Annotated in this window: 16 protein-coding genes; 6 read left to right on the top strand and 10 right to left on the bottom strand. The window is 42.7% G+C overall.

All coding sequences use genetic code 11. The annotated features are described in order from the left end of the window. Nucleotides 1-12 precede the first annotated feature (12 nt). Both AC3E9V_RS01590 and AC3E9V_RS01585 read left to right on the top strand, forming a co-directional pair. Nucleotides 13-648 (top strand): DUF6134 family protein, encoded by a 636-nt coding sequence (locus AC3E9V_RS01590; protein WP_488751430.1) that lies wholly within the window; start codon nt 13-15, stop codon nt 646-648. Next, entirely contained in the window at nt 641-1,654 is a 1,014-nt protein-coding gene (locus AC3E9V_RS01585; RefSeq protein ID WP_488751429.1) for a DUF697 domain-containing protein, read from the top strand. Before AC3E9V_RS01590 ends, AC3E9V_RS01585 begins: the two co-directional genes overlap by 8 nt. 801 nt (nt 1,655-2,455) lie before the next feature. Here the strand turns inward: AC3E9V_RS01585 and AC3E9V_RS01580 are convergent. The 10 genes from AC3E9V_RS01580 to AC3E9V_RS01535 all read right to left on the bottom strand — a co-directional run bounded on the left by AC3E9V_RS01580 (nt 2,456) and on the right by AC3E9V_RS01535 (nt 9,891). Beyond that, a complete protein-coding gene (locus AC3E9V_RS01580; protein ID WP_488751428.1) occupies nt 2,456-2,947 on the bottom strand; it encodes a hypothetical protein in 492 nt (163 codons plus the stop codon). A 202-nt stretch (nt 2,948-3,149) separates the two neighbouring features. Beyond that, the gene (locus tag AC3E9V_RS01575) at nt 3,150-4,433 is read right to left on the bottom strand and encodes an amidohydrolase family protein (RefSeq protein ID WP_488751427.1); all 1,284 of its coding nucleotides are present in this window, start codon (nt 4,431-4,433) and stop codon (nt 3,150-3,152) included. 412 nt (nt 4,434-4,845) lie between these two features. After that, nucleotides 4,846-5,727 carry a tetratricopeptide repeat protein gene (locus tag AC3E9V_RS01570; RefSeq protein ID WP_488751426.1) on the bottom strand — a complete coding sequence of 294 codons (882 nt, stop codon included), beginning with the start codon at nt 5,725-5,727 and terminating at the stop codon, nt 4,846-4,848. A gap of 61 nt (nt 5,728-5,788) precedes the next feature. Beyond that, nucleotides 5,789-6,745, bottom strand: a complete 957-nt coding sequence (ftsY, locus tag AC3E9V_RS01565) for a signal recognition particle-docking protein FtsY (RefSeq protein ID WP_488751425.1) — start codon at nt 6,743-6,745, stop codon at nt 5,789-5,791. An 80-nt stretch (nt 6,746-6,825) separates the two neighbouring features. After that, the gene (locus AC3E9V_RS01560; RefSeq protein WP_488751424.1) at nt 6,826-7,251 is read right to left on the bottom strand and encodes a hypothetical protein; all 426 of its coding nucleotides are present in this window, start codon (nt 7,249-7,251) and stop codon (nt 6,826-6,828) included. A 158-nt stretch (nt 7,252-7,409) separates the two neighbouring features. Beyond that, entirely contained in the window at nt 7,410-7,562 is a 153-nt protein-coding gene (locus tag AC3E9V_RS01555) for a DUF4295 family protein (RefSeq protein WP_488751423.1), read from the bottom strand. 2 nt (nt 7,563-7,564) lie between these two features. Then, nucleotides 7,565-7,747, bottom strand: coding sequence for a 50S ribosomal protein L33 (gene rpmG, locus AC3E9V_RS01550; protein WP_115867038.1), 183 nt, complete (start codon nt 7,745-7,747; stop codon nt 7,565-7,567). Nucleotides 7,748-7,807: 60 nt separating this feature from the next. Next, complete coding sequence (locus AC3E9V_RS01545) at nt 7,808-9,271, bottom strand: aminopeptidase P N-terminal domain-containing protein (RefSeq protein WP_488751422.1); 1,464 nt, start codon at nt 9,269-9,271, stop codon at nt 7,808-7,810. Between the two features lie 149 nt (nt 9,272-9,420). Further along, entirely contained in the window at nt 9,421-9,660 is a 240-nt protein-coding gene (gene rpmB, locus AC3E9V_RS01540; protein ID WP_488751421.1) for a 50S ribosomal protein L28, read from the bottom strand. A 66-nt stretch (nt 9,661-9,726) separates the two neighbouring features. Then, a complete protein-coding gene (locus AC3E9V_RS01535) occupies nt 9,727-9,891 on the bottom strand; it encodes a C1orf53 family protein (protein WP_488751420.1) in 165 nt (54 codons plus the stop codon). 79 nt (nt 9,892-9,970) lie between these two features. Here AC3E9V_RS01535 and rocD point away from each other — a divergent pair, with 79 nt between their 5' ends. The 4 genes from rocD (at nt 9,971) to AC3E9V_RS01515 (ending at nt 17,805) form a co-directional block, all read left to right on the top strand. Next, nucleotides 9,971-11,248, top strand: coding sequence for an ornithine--oxo-acid transaminase (gene rocD, locus AC3E9V_RS01530; protein ID WP_488751419.1), 1,278 nt, complete (start codon nt 9,971-9,973; stop codon nt 11,246-11,248). Nucleotides 11,249-11,637: 389 nt separating this feature from the next. After that, entirely contained in the window at nt 11,638-13,605 is a 1,968-nt protein-coding gene (locus AC3E9V_RS01525; RefSeq protein WP_488751418.1) for a tetratricopeptide repeat-containing sensor histidine kinase, read from the top strand. Nucleotides 13,606-13,634: 29 nt separating this feature from the next. Then, nucleotides 13,635-15,602 (top strand): tetratricopeptide repeat-containing sensor histidine kinase, encoded by a 1,968-nt coding sequence (locus AC3E9V_RS01520; RefSeq protein ID WP_488751417.1) that lies wholly within the window; start codon nt 13,635-13,637, stop codon nt 15,600-15,602. A 121-nt stretch (nt 15,603-15,723) separates the two neighbouring features. Further along, a complete protein-coding gene (locus tag AC3E9V_RS01515) occupies nt 15,724-17,805 on the top strand; it encodes an ATP-binding protein (RefSeq protein ID WP_488751416.1) in 2,082 nt (693 codons plus the stop codon). Nucleotides 17,806-17,842: the final 37 nt, after the last annotated feature.

The following is a 17,842-nucleotide window of genomic DNA, read 5'->3' as shown; positions in this document are numbered from 1 at the left end:
TAATTCCGAAACGTGCTTAGACCCTATATATCCCTATTTATATGCTTCCTTATCGTTAGGTCATTAGCCGGACAGACACTCCATTATGATGTAGTGCGAAACGGTGACTCTATGGGATCTACAGTGGTCAAACGGATTAAGAATGGAGAGCAGCTAAGCTATTACCTGAACACCAGGACAGAATTTCGCATTTTGTTTCTCTTCAAGGTAGAGTACGACCTGAAAGAAACATTTGAAAATGGAATATTGAAAAGTGGAACAAGCTTCAATACACTGAACGGAAGCAAGCAGAAAGAAACAAAAATTGAGAAAAAACCAGCATTCTATGAGCTGGTCATTGATGGAATACGCACAGAGGTAAGTCAAAAAGAGATCACGGAGTCCGTTTCGGAAATTTACTTTGAAGAACCACACGACCAGAAAAAAGTATACTCCGCTTACTTTGCCCGATACCTGTACTTCGAGAAGGTAGGGGAGCATAAATATGCCCTTACCTCACCTGATGGCACCAATGTCTATACATATGAAAATGGTATAGTGACCGAGGTGAAGATCACTCGCGATTTTGCTAACTTTAGTCAGGTACTGAAACCTGAAAGCCTTGCAGCCGTGAGAAATAGAAAGATCACCGGAAGTACAAATGATTAATTCCATAAAAAAACTCGCCCTCCCTGTAGCGATCCTGGTCATCGTAGGATTTATCCTGTTTGTGATCAATCAGATCTCAGGGGTGTACCTGCTGGTCAGGTCCAATAGCGTTTTGGCCGCCAATATCCTTTTAGTGGTTCTCATTGGTCTGGCCTTATTTCTCATTGCCTGGCCATTTGTCCTCTACCTCAAGCTGCCTCGCCCCTTAAAACCACCTCGTGAAGAAAACGAGCTTCCTGCTTATCGAAAAAGGCTTATCAGAAGGCTAAAAAACAACAAAATACTAAAGCAACAAGGTCTGGTGCCTTATGATGATAAGAGTCTGGAAAAAGCGCTGACCATCCTCAATGAGGAAGCGAATAAAGCAATTCGGCAAACAGCAACGGCGGTCTTTTTAACCACTTCCGTTTCTCAGAACGGAAAGCTTGATGCCGTGACCATTCTTGCTACACAGTCTCGTATGGTTTGGAAAATCGCTCACGTATATTTCCAAAGACCTACACTCCGGGAGATGGTCTATCTGTACGCCAACGTGGGGGCATCCTCACTGCTGGCCTCAGAAATAGAAGACCTGGATATATCTCAGCAGGTGGAGCCGGTCATTCAATCTTTTTTCAGAAATTCTGCGGGGAAGTCCATCCCGATTATAGGACCTACGGCCAATATCATTCTGGACAGCCTGCTGGAGGGTTCTACAAACGCTTTTTTAACATTACGGGTGGGGATCATTGCCAGAAGATATTGCGGATGCAATGAGCCGCTGGATAAACGGTCTGTCAGGAAAAGTGCATTCAAAGAGTCTTCAGGAATGCTTAAGGAAATTGTTCTGAAATCCTCCGGGCAGATCATGTCAGGATTGCTTACGGCCACCAGGCGAGCTGGTGTAGACACCCTGCGGTCAGGCTGGGAGGGCATAAAAACTGCGGGAGGCAAAGTAGCCACCGGACTCGGTGATGCAGGTAAACGCATCAATCCCTTTAAGAAGAAGGAAGGGGCTGGGGAGTAAGCTGGGGCCCGAGATACAAGGTCGAACCAGCAAGTGGTTAATAGCTTTGGAAACGTGCTAACTAGCCGTTATCAATATTTTTAAATTTTATTTTTTCTTCTAAGGAATTTGTAAATGGAATCTCCGCTTAATATTATCCCGAAAAAATGGAAAACATAATCCGATGATGGAAAATAATAGTGCGTGCCTTGGTACCTAATTCTATACAATCCCAAAAAAGTAAAACGTATTCGATCAACTTGATTCCATGAAATTTCTTTACCCCCAATTAAAATATTGTTTCCAGTTAACTTGGCCTCATATATAAATTTGATTGCAAACGCTGAAACCATTATACAGATGATCAACAGTAATATCTCCATACCGCGGAAATCTAGAGATCCCCAATGATTAACAACTCGAATTATTTGAAGCAAGCTGAGAATCACAAATAGGTATTTATATAAAACGAGTTTAGTTTTTGAACTCTCAATCATTCTTTTAGTAGAATTTCACACGTAATCACTCAGCTTGGCCGATGATCAATAATATTCCTTTAAGAAAAAAGAACTTATTAGTACTTAGCCCCAATCAATTTCATCGCTTACAAACCTGATAAACAGCTCCTTTTCCGGAGTACCGCAGTAATAAATACCACTATGGAATACTGAAATTACAAAAACCTGGCATTAAATGCTATCACCAAGTCGGCATTCGTCGAATGAAGGTGATAAAGAACGAGAAGATGCAAGGTAAATATTGGAATGGGGCTATTTGGTTTTTGTCGTTTGAGGATTTAGGCATGTCCTATCACGTAATAGATTATTTATAGAAGTTGTTAGTGAGCTCTTTTTTCAGTTCGGAGATTAGCTGTTTTAGTCTTGAAATGAGTTCAGAAGTTGGTAGGGTAACGGTGTAGATCTGATTGAGTTTGTGTGCGGAGTTACAGTTATGTTTATCCCAACAATACCAGTTGAATTGTGTCAACTCGTCTTGATTCAAAACGAAAATAATATACTGATCGGTGGTTTCGTCAATTTGTAAGAGATGTCTGAAATATTGAGGTTCATTTGTATCTCGTTCACTTTCTAAAGTTTCCACAACCTTAGTGGGAGTTTGATCTTTAAATCGTTCGTTTTGAAAATTCCCCGTGTTAAGCTGTTCCAAAAATTGTACGAGAGAAGCAATATAAGTTGGTACGTAAACTGCCTCGCGAGAAATTAGGTTGTTTCCAAGGTAAAAGTTAAGGTTCAACAGGTCACCGGAGTAGCTTGAAAATTCGAAGGATATTGTGTTTCTATTTCCAATAGTCATGATACCTATGCGCTTGAGTCAGGAAAGGACACTTGTAAGTTGGAGCTAAGCCCCATATAGTCCTCGTTTGTCCCGAAGGGATGCCTTTGGCGCAACGAGGACTTCTAAATAATGGCATTTCAAATGCCTCAAATCCAGCGATCCGCGCTACAAACGCGGGGACCAGAAGGGTTTTCAAATCTTTTAAGCCAAACCAATACTGTTAATCCATATTGTTATATACAATCTTGCCGTCTTTCATTACCCATTTAACTTTAAAAAGAACTTCCTTAAAGTTAGCTTCCATATCTCCTTCAAAAACTGCAATATCGGCCAGGGCGTTCTCTTTGATCACTCCCAGCTGATCTTTTTTATTCAATGCAATAGCCGCGTTGTATGTGGCCGTTCTCAAAGCCTCATTCGGTTTGAACCCTGCATCAAAATAACCAAGGATAGTATATTTTGATGCTTCGCCCCTGGGTATTCCATAATTATAGTACGCATCGGAGCCCGCCACAATCATTACACCCTTCTTCAATGCTTTCACAAGTCTATCGTTGTAAGACTGATTATCTTTTCTCATTTGTTGTTCGTCATAGTCCATATTGTGGGTTTTATGCGCAATGATCATCAGGTCCACTGAGCCATAGGTAGGAACAAAGTACACGCCCTTTTCTATCATAAGATCCATGGTCTTCTCGGATATATTGTAATTATGTTCTATCCCATCAACCCCGGCATTAATGGCATTCTGGGCTACATAATCCCGGTCTGCATGTGCAGTTACCGCTATTCTATTTTCATGAGCTATTTCTACGATTGCCTGCATTTCTTCGTGACTCATGGGCAAGGTATTACCAAACGCCAGGATCTTAATTACATCTACAGACTGAACTCTGTGTTCTTTGAAAGCCAATCTTGCATCTTCAACTCCATTAACTGTTCTGTACTCCATTTCAGTATATCGGCTGTGAAAGGCAAAGGGGAGTCCTCCAAACTGACCATCATAGGAGCCAATAATGGGGCCGGACACAAACATCCTTGGTCCCTCTACATACCCCATATTAATAGCATTTCTTAGTTCCACGTCCAGATACTGGCCTGAGTTTCCCAGATCTCGTACAGAGGTAAAACCAGCATTGAGGTAGGTTTTCCCCAAGGGAATCGCTCGCAATAGTCGTGACTCGCCTGAATGGAGAATGGCATCATTAACCAATTGATCTGTAATTTTTTGTTCGAGCAACAAATGGGTGTGGGCATCGATCAATCCCGGAGTTACTGTTGCACTAGTTAAGTCAATGATCTCTGTATTTTCAGGAATTTCCAGGTCTTTACCTACTTTTGCTATTCTGTTTCCCCGGATCAATATGTCCTGATCTTTTACAAAAATGTTGTTTTCTGAATCATATAATTTACCTGCTTTTAGGAGGTATGATTTTTGGTTTTGAGCATTGCATTGTAAAGCGAGGGCGAACAATACCGCAAAAAGCACATTAAATTTTATCATTGATTAATCGATTTTGTTTCTTTTTAAATCGTTCAGCTACTGTACAACCTCCATTTAACAGCACTAATTATCGCTCACAAATCTGATAGACAGCTACTTTTCTGAAAATGCCACTTATAGAATACTGAAATTACGAAAACCTCGTATTAAATGCTATTACCAAGCCGGTATTTGTTGAATGAAGGTGATAAAGAACGGGAAGATGAAAAGTAAATCCTGGAATAGTGCTATTGGCTCTACGACCAGATTACTTAATCTTTGCTGTTACACCGCGTTTTTATGTAGACCGATTAAATCATTTAATGAATAATCGGAATATTTATTTTTATCGGAACATCCGCTGAACACCCGCTGCCCAAGTGCTAATTCGGCTCTCCCACATAAGGTATAAATTTTCTGTCTAAGTGTAAATTCATTCCTCCTTCGGCTTATACAGGCCATCAAATCCCGGGGTCCAGTTTTCTCCATCGGAGGAGTTCTCAAAAAACTGTCTGACCGTACCATCTTCATTAGCTGTAAAAGTCAGCCTGGAATAAGCCTTTTCTCCCTGCTGATTCAGATAGTCGCATTGGAACTGAAGCATACCATCGCCTTTATCGATCTCCACGTAATCCAGCACTCCGCCACCGCTACCTACCCAGAGCTGATGCCACTTTTCATCCTGAGGATCGTAGTAGTTGATACTCTGCCCGGTATAAGCTCCGGGAGTCGTATAGCTCTCATGAATGGCACAACCTCCGTTAGCCAACGTGATGGAGTTCTCCCCCACTTTATTTCCTTTGACGTAGACATCCCATTCGCCAATCCAAAAGTCAAAATGTCTTCGCTTCTCATCTGAAAGGCACGGGTACGCATTGATCCTGGCCGTTTTAATAACTTCCAGAAAGGCTTCTTCTTCCCGATAGTCTGCAAACTCTTCATCCTCCTGAAGTCGTTTGAAATTTGAAAAGCCCTTAGTTGCCGATGCCTTCAAAGAAGCATACATCTCCCCCGGCTTTTTCATCATGGCATAGGCTTTTCCCTTGCTAAAATGTACATAGGCGGGGAAAAAATTCGTTTCGAGCGCCTTATCAAAATAATTCAGGGATTGCTCCGGCTCTCCGGACTTCATCGTACTAAAAGCGAGCCGATACCATCCGGACGAATCCTTTTGGTTTTCCTGCAGGTATTTAGCATAATTTTCGGCTGCTTTTTTCCAGTCCTGGTTGTTAAATGATTCGTCAGCCAGGGTTTTTAAGTCTTGAGCAGGAAGCTGAAAAGCTAATAAGGCAAAAAGAATGGTCAGGTGCTTCATAAGGTTAAATTCATTGATCTCTATCTATAACAATGCAAACCCCCGAGACCCTGAACCCAGGTCAGGATCGTTTAAAAAATGAGTCAACAAACTCCATTTTGTTGAAAACCTGCAGGTCCTCTGCTTTTTCACCCACTCCGATGTACTTTACCGGGATCTTGAATTGATCTGAAATGCCGATGACCACCCCGCCCTTTGCAGTACCGTCCAGCTTGGTAATGGCCAGGGAAGTGACTTCAGTGACTTTGGTAAATTCCCGGGCCTGAATAAAAGCATTCTGGCCCGTGCTACCATCCAGTACCAGGAGCACTTCATGAGGAGCTTCCGGAATGAATCGCTGGATCACTTTCTTGATCTTGGAAAGCTCATTCATCAGGTTCACCTTAGTATGAAGACGGCCAGCCGTGTCGATAATGACCACATCGGCATTGTTATCCACGCCATACTTTGCTGCATCAAAAGCCACGGATGCAGGATCTGTGTTCATCCCTTTGGAGACCACGGGTACACCAACGCGCTCACCCCACCTGATGAGCTGCTCCACTGCAGCCGCCCTGAAGGTATCCGCAGCCCCGAGCACTACATTTTTGCCGAGGGCCTTAAACTGAGCAGCCAGCTTTCCGATCGTAGTGGTTTTTCCCACGCCGTTTACTCCCACCACCAGCATCACATAAGGGCCCTCCACCTTAGGCAGGTCAAAACTGTTTAAGTCTTCCGTATTGTTTTCAGCCAGCAGTCCGGCTATTTCTTCCCTCAGAATGAGGTTGAGTTCCGAGGCATTCAGGTATTTATCTTTAGCTACCCGATCCTCAATGCGTTCAATCACCTTGATGGTGGTATCCACACCCACATCAGAAGTGATAAGTATTTCCTCCAGCTCATCAAGTACTTCTTCATCTACGGTAGATTTACCTACTACAGCCTTACCAAGCTTACTGAAAAAATTCTCTTTCGATTTTTCCAGGCCTTTATCCAGGGTCTCCTTTTTCTCTTTTGAGAATATATTTTTGAACTTCATGTATTCTTGATTAGAGGCGTAAAAATAGCTCCTTTTCAGGCAATCATCCCATTATAAAAAGCATAACTGAAGCGCCACAGTCACCTCGCTGCAAAAAGCCTTTCCTTTTGCTTTTTCTGTTTACCCAGCCGAAATGCCCAACCTATACTATTTAATCGTTGATTATTAAAACCGAGCGCCTGGCTTGAGATCATTAGCTTTTCTCCAGCCTCGCCTACTTTGGAGTGACTACTTATCATGAGGACGGTTCCGACCAAAACAGCTATACCTCCTATTGTAGCCAGGTCGCTGCTTTGCGAAGCGTTATCATTATTTAAAGCTACCAAAGTGATCATATATCCTCCGGCAGCTACACCTACACCGGCAAAGTACTGTCTGGAAAATTTCTTTAGGAGGATTCCAGCTTCAAACTGTGCATTGTGATTGATGGAATCCCTGGACTGGCCGAGACTACTAAACGTGATTAAAAATAGAATTGAGATAAGAATGATTGGTTTTCTGTTCATTGCGGTAATTATGATTTGGTTAACAATCAAACATAACGATAAAAATAAAAAGGGTATCACTTCCGCGGATTAAAAACCTAACGCCAGTGACAGCCGGAAATACAAAAAGCCGATCCCGCAAAAAGCAGAACCGGCTCCCTGATTGTATCAAAAGAGGCTTATTTCTTAGCCAGTATATTTTTTACTTCAGCTTCCGGCACCATGTCTTCTTTGTATACATAGTTACCGTTATCAGACTTTACCGCTCTGATTACTTTCGCGAATTTAGCTCCGCCGGGTTGTTTTAGCGTTGCAACTACTTTCTTAGCCATGCTTACTTAATTTCTTTGTGTACGGTATATTTTCTCAAAATAGGATTATACTTCTTAAGCTCGATTCGCTCAGGAGTGTTTTTCCTGTTTTTGGTAGTGATATATCTTGAAGTACCCGGCTGACCACTGTTCTTATGCTCAGTGCACTCCAGGATCACCTGTATTCTATTACCTTTCTTTGCCATTTTTCTACCCGTTTATTCAAAAGGACTGCAAATCTAGAACAATTATTTATAATAGGCAACCTATTTTTCTTCCAATTGAGGGAGATTGAAATCGTCCAGTGGGCTGGGCTCAGCCATCAGCGCCTCAATCTCCTCGCTCTTTCGGGGAGCAAGGTCAGACAGCAGCTCATACCCGTCTTCGGTGATCAGGATGTCATCCTCTATCCGCACAGCAATACCCCACCATTTTTCATCACAGTCAACCCCTTTGGGGATGTATATCCCGGGCTCTATGGTGATGGCCATATTTGGCTGAAGGGTATCATAGTTTCCTTTATCATGTACGTCCAGGCCAATATGGTGCCCTAAACCATGAGGATAGTACAAATGTCTCTGGTCCACACTGTCAATAATACCCAGTTCAACCAACCCTTCGTTGATGATCCTTCGGGCTATAGCCGCATCCAGGTCTCTCCTCAGGTTTACACCCGGTCGGCAGGCCTCGATCGCCGCCTGCTGGGCTTTGTACACCAAATCGTAAATAGCCTTTTCCTCCTCGGAGAACTTGCCATCAATGGGTATGGTCCGCGTAACATCAGCAGTGTAGCCATGGTACTCAGCTCCCAGATCCATGAGGATCATCTCGTCACTTTCGATCTCCGGTTTGTAGTTTTCTATGTAATGCAGGATACAGCCATTGTGACCGGCACCAACGATAGAAGGATACCCTTCATACTCAGCTCTGTATTTCTTAAAGATAAACTCATGGATACCCTGCACTTCAAATTCAGACATGCCCGGCTTAATAGCCTTCATCACTTCTCGTTGACCAATGCACGATATATCCACTGCTTTTCTCAGCAGGTCAATTTCTTCAGGAGTTTTTATCCCCCGCAGGTCTTTCATGATATTATCCAGTGTACGCATATCCAGGTTGGAAGCTACGGGCTCCATCTGCAGTGCATCCCCGGTAGGATAATTGGCCTTTTCTTTAAACCAGCTGATGAGGTCATAGAGATCGCCTTCAGTCTCAGTATCACGCACATCATTGAAAAAGTCGTAAAAAAGGACTTTATCAAATTTTGAGAAATCTATGTTGTAATCCTTAAAGGCAGTATTGTTAAAAACCTGGTTAAACTCAAGCTTTTCCTTCACTCCCTCTATACCAAGTCTGCGTCCCGTCCAGAGCTCGGCCATGGCATTACGGGGCTGGATAAAAATGATCTCATCAAATTTCTCACCGTCAGGACCTGTTTGCTTGCCCTTAAAGATCATCAGTACAGCATGTGGCTCTTTGTATCCGGTGAGGTAATAAAAATTCGGGTCCTGATGGTAAACATAATCCACATCGTTTGCCCGGTTACGGACAGGGTTGGCAAAAAAGACTGCCACCGAATTTTTAGGCATTTTTTTTCGGACCAGCTCTCTGCGCTCCTTATGAAACTCAGAAGACAGGAAATCATCCGGCATATCTGCCTTTTCCTGCGCAAACACTGAGGTAACGAACCCTATAAGCGCTATTACACTAAGCTTAAGATGCTTCATGATCTTTTCATTTTTGAGAGTAGAAAATTACACAAGGTTATCTGAAAGATCGGTGAATATTATGGTAATGGTCGTTAGTCTCCATCAGCGGAAACAAAAAAAGCCCCCCAGAAATTCTGAGAGGCTATGAATATTTTATAGAAAACTGATTAAAGCTTGGTAGTACCTTTTAACCTGGCTTTTTTGATCTCATTGTAGATTCCGTTTTTGTTGATAGTTCTCAACATGGAGGTTGAAACGCGAATTGTCACCCAACGATCTTCTTCCGGAATGTAAAATCTCTTTTTCTGAAGATTAGGGTTAAATCTACGCTTTACTTTGTTATTAGCGTGGGACACATTGTTACCAACCCTTGGCCTCTTTCCTGATATTTCGCAAACTTTTGACATAATCCTACCGGTTTTTAAAAACGGACTGCAAATATCGCACAAAAGATTTAATTAGCAAATAGCCACTTAATTTCTTTTACCAGCCTTAAATCCATACGGACAGTGTCTGCACCCATTTTTGCAACAATGGCCCCTTTTCAGGTGGTATTTTTCCGTGAAAACCAGAAATCCCTCCTCCGTGTAATAAAAGTCTTCTTCTTCAGAGCCTTTCTTCTCCTTTTTCAATGGCATCTTACTGCTAAACTATTACTTTTGGAAACTCTTAAAAAGAGGCTTTGTTCTATTTATAAAATATTTAAAGATTTAGCGTATGTCAACGTCAGTCCAAAGTGCTCCAAATGGAGCAAAAGCAGCAAAGGCTGAGAGCCTGATGGAGCTGGAAAACAAACATGGGGCACATAATTATCACCCATTGCCCGTGGTTTTGGCAAAAGGAGAAGGTGTGCATGTGTGGGACGTTGATGGAAAGAGGTATTATGACTTCCTTTCGGCATACTCTGCTGTAAATCAAGGTCATTGCCACCCGCGGATCATCGATACACTCAAAGAGCAGGCTGAAACGCTTACACTGACCAGCCGGGCTTTTTTCAATGATGTACTGGGTCCTTACGAGAAATACGTCACGGAGTATTTTGGGTTTGACAAAGTGCTGCCGATGAATACAGGTGCAGAGGCAGTAGAAACAGCCATTAAAATCTGCCGAAAGTGGGGCTATGAGAAAAAAGGTGTAGGAGAAAACAAGGGTCAGATCATCGTTTTTGATCAGAACTTCCACGGCCGGACCACCACGATCATTTCCTTTTCGTCAGATGCTGATGCTAAAAGAAACTTTGGGCCATATACCCACGGCTTTATCAAAGTCACCTATAATGACATAGACGCTCTGCGCGAGGCTTTCGAGGACAATCCGAATATCGTAGGAGTATTGATCGAGCCGATCCAGGGAGAGGCAGGAGTCATCGTACCCAATGATGGTTACCTGAAAAACATTGAAAAGCTCTGTCGGGAGAACAATGCATTATTCATTGCCGATGAGATCCAAACAGGTATTGGAAGAACAGGGGAGATGCTTGCCGTAGATTATGAAAATGTGAAACCTGATGTTTTGATTTTGGGCAAAGCATTGTCCGGAGGTGTTTATCCCGTTTCAGCAGTACTTGCTGACAATCACATCATGGAAGTGATCACGCCCGGAACACACGGCTCCACTTTTGGAGGTAATCCTCTAGGAGCTAAAGTGGCCATGGCAGCACTACAAGTGATAAAAGATGAGAAACTGACCCAAAATGCTCGTAAGCTCGGTAAAATCTTTAGAAAACGGATGGAGAAGCTCATCGAAAAGACCGAACTACTCTGCCTTGTCCGTGGAAGAGGCTTACTGAACGCGGTGGTAGTAAATGATCATGCGGAAAGTTCTACGGCATGGGAGATCTGTGTACAGCTCAAGGAAAATGGGTTGCTGGCCAAGCCTACACACGGAAATATCATACGGTTTGCTCCTCCTCTTGTAATGACAGAAGACGAACTACATGAATGCTGCGACATTATCGAAAAGACGGTTTTGAGTTTTAAGAAAGAAATAGCTTAATCTTCAAAGAAATAAAGCTGATTATGAAAAGCGGACAATTACAAGTTGTTCGCTTTTTTATTTAACCCCCTGCAAACCAGTACCTGTCGAAGAATATACCGGCCCTCTTTCATAATAACCTTCACAGGCAGGTTGATCACAGTATTAACTTGGCAGGTTCATGTCCGGTTTTCCGCTTTAAACCTGCAATAACCCGTTCTAATCGAAAAATAACGGCCTGATATTCACTTTTAATGGTTTTTTTAACGGAGTCCCATTAGTTTTAGATAGTCTTAAAATTTTTTGCCTAATGAACTTGCTGGTTACCTGCTACATACGGGATCAGTCCCTCTACTATTTTCTGTTATTTTACCTGGAAAAGTTTCTACTTGATTAACCACCTAAGCTAAATGAAATACCTTCAATTTTTTATTCTTTACATACTAAGCCTGACCGCTCATTCTCAGCAGACAGCAATAGATAGTATCAAACAGCTACTTCCATCCCAAAGCTCAATGGAAAAGATCCAATCACTCAATGAACTTTCCTGGCACTATAAGAATTTCAACCTGGATAGTTCAATCATCCTGGCAAAAAAAGCGCTGGAGATCAGTAAAAATGAAGGATCGAAAGCAGCCATCTCCCAATCGCTTAACAGCCTTGCCAACTGCTACGAGTCGAGGGGGGCTTTTGATAGTGCCCTGATCTTACAGCAGCAGGTCCTTACTATAAAGGAGTCCTTAAATGACTCCCTGGGGATGGCAAGTGTATTCAATAATATGGGAATTGTCTATGATCAGCTTGGTCAAAATACCAAATCGCTTGAGTGCTATTTCACAGCGCTCAGGCTCTATGAATCTTTTTCAGAGGATCCATTTGATGTGGCAATGGTCCTTGGGAATATTGGCATTGTCTATAAAAAGCAAAATGAGTATAAAAAGGTACTCGAATATTATCAGAAAGCCCTGGCCGTTTATGATGAGTTAGGCTCAGTATTTGGCCAGACCGTCACCAAGGGAAATATTGGCAGTGTGCTGCTCCTTGTTCAAAACTATGAAGCAGCTATTCGCTATTCTAATGAGGCGCTGGAGGGCTATAAAGAACTTGGGTACGAGCGATACATACCACATGTGCAGGTTAATCTGGGGCTATCTTATGACAGCCTGGGGCAGGTCACAAAAGCACGCAGGTTCTACAAAGAGGCAATTATACTGCACGAAAAACATGACAATCATTTTGAACTAACTAACACCCATGTGATCCTGGCCGCTAACTATTACAAAACCAATGAGTTTTCCGAGGGGATAAAAAACGCGAAAAAAGCATTGGAATATGCCCAAAAGATCAATGCAACGGAGCTTGAGGTCTCCGCCCTGTTTGAGCTGGCACAAAACCTGGCTGGTATGGGTGACTTTGAGCAGGGGTTTGCTGTCCTCCTGAAACATCACGTAGCAAGGGATACCCTTTTTGAGGAAACTAAAACCCGGCAGATCTATGAGCTACAAACCAAATATGAAACCGAACAAAAAGAACAACAGATCGCCCTTCAAACTGCCGAAATCGCTGAACAAAAGGCACAAAACCAACGAAATATTGCAGCTATTGGCAGCCTAGGGTTTATAGTCATACTGCTTGGCATTATCATTTTACTGATAAGAAGCAGAGCCCGGAAAAAACAGGCGCTACTCGTACAGGAAGCTGAGATCACCCTGCGTGAAACTCAGCTAAATGCCGCCATCTCTTCCCAGGAAAAGGAACGCTCCCGCTTTGCCAAAGACCTGCATGATGGTTTTGGGCAAATGATCTCGGTTTTGAACCTCAACCTGAAGTCCCTTGAAAAAGATGAAGCAGACCGCCAGAAGGTGTTTGAAGAATCTGAAAAAGTGCTGGAGGATATGTATCAGGAACTCAGAGGCATCTGCTTCAACCTGATGCCTCAAACACTTATACAACATGGAGTAACAGCGGCTATCGATGAGTTCGCTACACGAATCAGTAACACCGGGAAGGTAGACGTACAAACCGATTTCTTTGGGTTGGAAGAGCGGCTCACGGACGTACAGGAAATTTCACTGTATCGCATCACCCAGGAATGGGTCAATAACATTCTGAAATATTCCGGTGCTGATAAAGTAACCATCCAGCTGACCAAAGACGAAGAAGAGCTTACCCTCCTGATCGAGGATAATGGGATGGGATTTGATGCCGAACTACTCAAAAAAGGGAAAGGCAACGGCTGGAAAAACATGAACTCCCGCGCCAACCTGATCAAGGGAGAGTTGGAGCTGGATACCACACCGGAAATGAAAGGAAATACTTTGATTGTGAATGTGCCTGTAACCATTCATACTGAACCGGTGGTGCAGGAAATCCCCTAAATTACATACTTGTACTTACACCTTAAATTATGTGCTCAAGATCAGCTGCTTTACAGATACTCCTTTGTTTGCTTGGTTATTACTTTTCTTATGGACAATCAGAATTGGATACAATATCTGAAAAAAATAAAGCAGCGTATTTCTATGAGCAGATGAAAGGCGTAGCATATTCCAACCCCGACCAGGCAAAATTGTACGGGCAAATGACTATCAAGTTTGCCCCATTGAGCACTCAGCCGGATTACTACCGGGCAAAAGCTAATAATGGCTTAGGTATCATCAATAAAAACCAGGGAAATTATGATTCGGCTCTTTTTTTCTTTGACCAGGCTATTTCATATTATGCCAAAATCAATGATTTAAAGGGGCAGGCTTTAGCGATTAACAATACCGGAATTCTTTACAATGATATGGGCAATTATCCGGAGGCTACTGAACGTATATTAAAGGCTGTTCAGTTAGGAGACTCTATGAATATCCTTTCCATTCAGGCCGTGTCTACCAACAACCTGGGCATCATCCAATATGGGCAAGAGCTTTATGACCGAGCCCTGGAAAACTTCCAAAAGGCCAAAGGATTTCACTTAGCTAACGATGACTTACGCGGAGCTGCTGGGGCTCAGATCAACATTGCCACTACGCTAAGTAAACATCTGGACCAGTTGGAAGAAGGTAAAAAAGCATTTCAGGAAGCTGCAAGCATCAAAAGGGACTTGAATGACATGAGGGGTGTGAGCTTTTGCTTCAGCGAGTTAGGCCTCATCTACAAAAGACTGCAGAAATACGACTCTGGCATTTATTACCTCAATGAAGCAATAGCGATCAAGCTAAAATTAGATGATAAAAAGGGACTGGTAAGCTGCTATAACAGCCTTGCTGAAATCTATTTATCAAACAACCAAAAAGCTCCTGCTATGGAGTATGGTGAAAAAAGCTACTCCCTGGCGCTAGAGATTGGTGCTGGAGATGAAATATTATCCTCCACAGAGACACTTGCCAAAGCCTATCAACTCAGCAGCAGGTTTGAAGAGTCAGCCAGTCTCTGGCAAAAAGCTTATTTATTAAAAGATAGCTTACTGGGGGTAAAAAACCTGGAAATCATTAACGAACTCCAAACCAAATACGAAACCGAACAAAAAGAACAACAGATCGCCCTTCAAACTGCCGAAATCGCTGAACAAAAGGCACAAAACCAACGAAATATTGCAGCTATTGGCAGCTTAGGGTTTATAGTCATACTGCTTGGCATTATCATTTTACTGATAAGAAGCAGAGCCCGGAAAAAACAGGCGCTACTCGTACAGGAAGCTGAGATCACCCTGCGTGATGCCCAGCTAAATGCCGCCATCTCTTCCCAGGAGAAGGAACGCTCCCGCTTTGCCAAAGACCTGCATGATGGTTTTGGGCAAATGATCTCGGTTTTGAACCTCAACCTGAAGTCCCTTGAAAAAAATGAAGCAGACCGCCAGAAGGTGTTTGAGGAATCTGAAAAAGTGCTGGAGGATATGTATCAGGAACTCAGAGGCATCTGCTTCAACCTGATGCCTCAAACACTCATACAGCATGGAGTAACAGCGGCTATCGATGAGTTCGCCACACGAATCAGTAACACCGGGAAGGTAGACGTACAAACCGATTTCTTTGGGTTGGAAGAGCGGCTCACGGACGTACAGGAAATTTCACTGTATCGCATCACCCAGGAATGGGTCAATAACATTCTGAAATATTCCGATGCTGATAAAGTAACCATCCAGCTGACCAAAGACGAAGAAGAGCTTACCCTCCTGATCGAGGATAATGGGATGGGATTTGATGCTGAACTACTCAAAAAGGGAAAAGGCAACGGCTGGAAAAACATGAACTCCCGTGCTAACCTGATCAAAGGAGAGCTGGAGCTGGATATTACACCCGGAATGAAAGGGAATACTTTGATTGTGAATGCGTCTGCCTATATTGGCTCAGGCCTGGATCAACCAATTCAAAAGGTTGTCAACTAACCTGTAGAATCCTTTCCACCAGCTTGTTTGTCGAAAAACTCAGATAGTTCCCTCACGACAGTAGCTTTTTTAATAGAGCTAAGCTAGTTTTATATTAATCCTGAGCCTAAAATTTTTCAAAATGAAATATCATTCTATCCTGACCATCCTCTTTTTAGCCCCATTTTTTACTACGGCCCAAACCATCAACAATCAACTGGAAAGTCTTCTGTCACTATACATGGACAAAACCGGAGATGAAAAGTATGAAGTACTTGTAGAAGCAGGAAACCTGCTTATGGACATGGATCTTGATTCCAGTCATCAGGTACTGGAAATGGTGATCGAAGAGGTAAAAGATGAGGCCATCAGGATCAATGCCATGGCCCATCTCGGTCAGGCGCTTACGTATCTTGGAAAATATGATACCGCAGATATGGTTCTAAATCAGGCGCTGGCTATGGTGAATGAAGATTATGATCTGAAGACAAGAATTATCAATAACCAGGGTATCAACTTTTTCTATCAGGGACAGTACAGCTCAGCAGCTGAAAAATTTGAGCTTTTTTACAAACTGGCCGAAGAAGAATCCAGAGCAGAAGATGTTTCCAGGGCGGTGAATAACCTTGGTATTATTTACATGTATGGTAATGAGTATGAAGATGCTTTGGAATGGCTGCTACGCTCCGTAAAACTGGATGATAGTCTCGGAAATGAGCGGGGTATGGGACAAATTTATAACAACATTGGATTGGTTCACGCAGACATGAACAACGATGGTTTGGCCAGAGAATACTATAGGAAATCATTGGCTATAAAGAGTAAATATGACGACAAGCGTGGTTTATATTCTTGCTATAATAATATCGGGATCACTTTTAAAAACGAAAAATCCTATGACTCAGCACTGTATTACTATGATAGAGCCCTCCAACTAGCTGAAACGTTGAATTACAAAAAAGGCTTGCTTGATACTTACATGTCATTATCCGTAATCCACAATTTGTTGAAAGACCATGATCAGGCTATTATATATAGTAACCGGTCTTTGAAAGAGGCTCGGGAAGCTAAAGACCAACAAGTCGAAGCTGCTTCTCTCGTGAATTTGGGTGATTCCTATCGGCAAAACAATCAATTGGTTAAAGCGGAAACGTATTTGCTACAGGGACTTCAAAAAGCAAAAGAGCTGGAAAATGCCAGCTTTGTAAACGAAGCATATCTTATTCTTAGCCTACTTTATGAGACAACAAAAGATTTTAAAAAGGCTTATCTCTATCACAAAGAGCACAAAACCCTGAGCGATTCACTTCTAAACAAGGAGAATTCCAAAATGGTCTCAGAACTCCAAACCAAATATGAAACAGTGAAAAAAGAACAACAGATCGCCCTTCAAACTGCCGAAATCGCTGAACAAAAGGCACAAAACCAACGAAATATTGCAGCTATTGGCAGCTTAGGGTTTATAGTCATACTGCTTGGCATTATCATTTTACTGATAAGAAGCAGAGCCCGGAAAAAACAGGCGCTACTCGTACAGGAAGCTGAGATCACCCTGCGTGAAACTCAGCTAAATGCCGCCATCTCTTCCCAGGAGAAGGAACGCTCCCGCTTTGCCAAAGACCTGCATGATGGTTTTGGGCAAATGATCTCGGTTTTGAACCTCAACCTGAAGTCCCTTGAAAAAAATGAAGCAGACCGCCAGAAGGTGTTTGAGGAATCTGAAAAAGTGCTGGAGGATATGTATCAGGAACTCAGAGGCATCTGCTTCAACCTGATGCCTCAAACACTCATACAGCATGGAGTAACAGCGGCTATCGATGAGTTCGCCACACGAATCAGTAACACCGGGAAGGTAGACGTACAAACCGATTTCTTTGGGTTGGAAGAGCGGCTCACGGACGTACAGGAAATTTCACTGTATCGCATCACACAGGAATGGGTCAATAACATTCTGAAATATTCCGATGCTGATAAAGTAACCATCCAGCTAACCAAAGACGAAGAAGAGCTCACCCTCCTGATCGAGGATAATGGGATGGGATTTGATGCCGAACTACTCAAAAAAGGGAAAGGCAACGGCTGGAAAAACATGAACTCCCGCGCCAACCTGATCAAAGGAGAGCTGGACCTGGATACCACCCCGGAAATGAAAGGAAATACATTGATTGTGAATGTACCGGTTTCACAATCAATACAAGAAAACATAAACCAGGAAACTTTTTGAAAGAATTTGGCCCATTACTCTACTTTGAATCAGGTAA

Source organism: Marinoscillum sp. HNIBRBA16962 (assembly GCF_057801515.1).
Note: the sequence above shows the minus strand (reverse complement) of the source record. Positions and strands in the feature narration are given on the sequence as shown.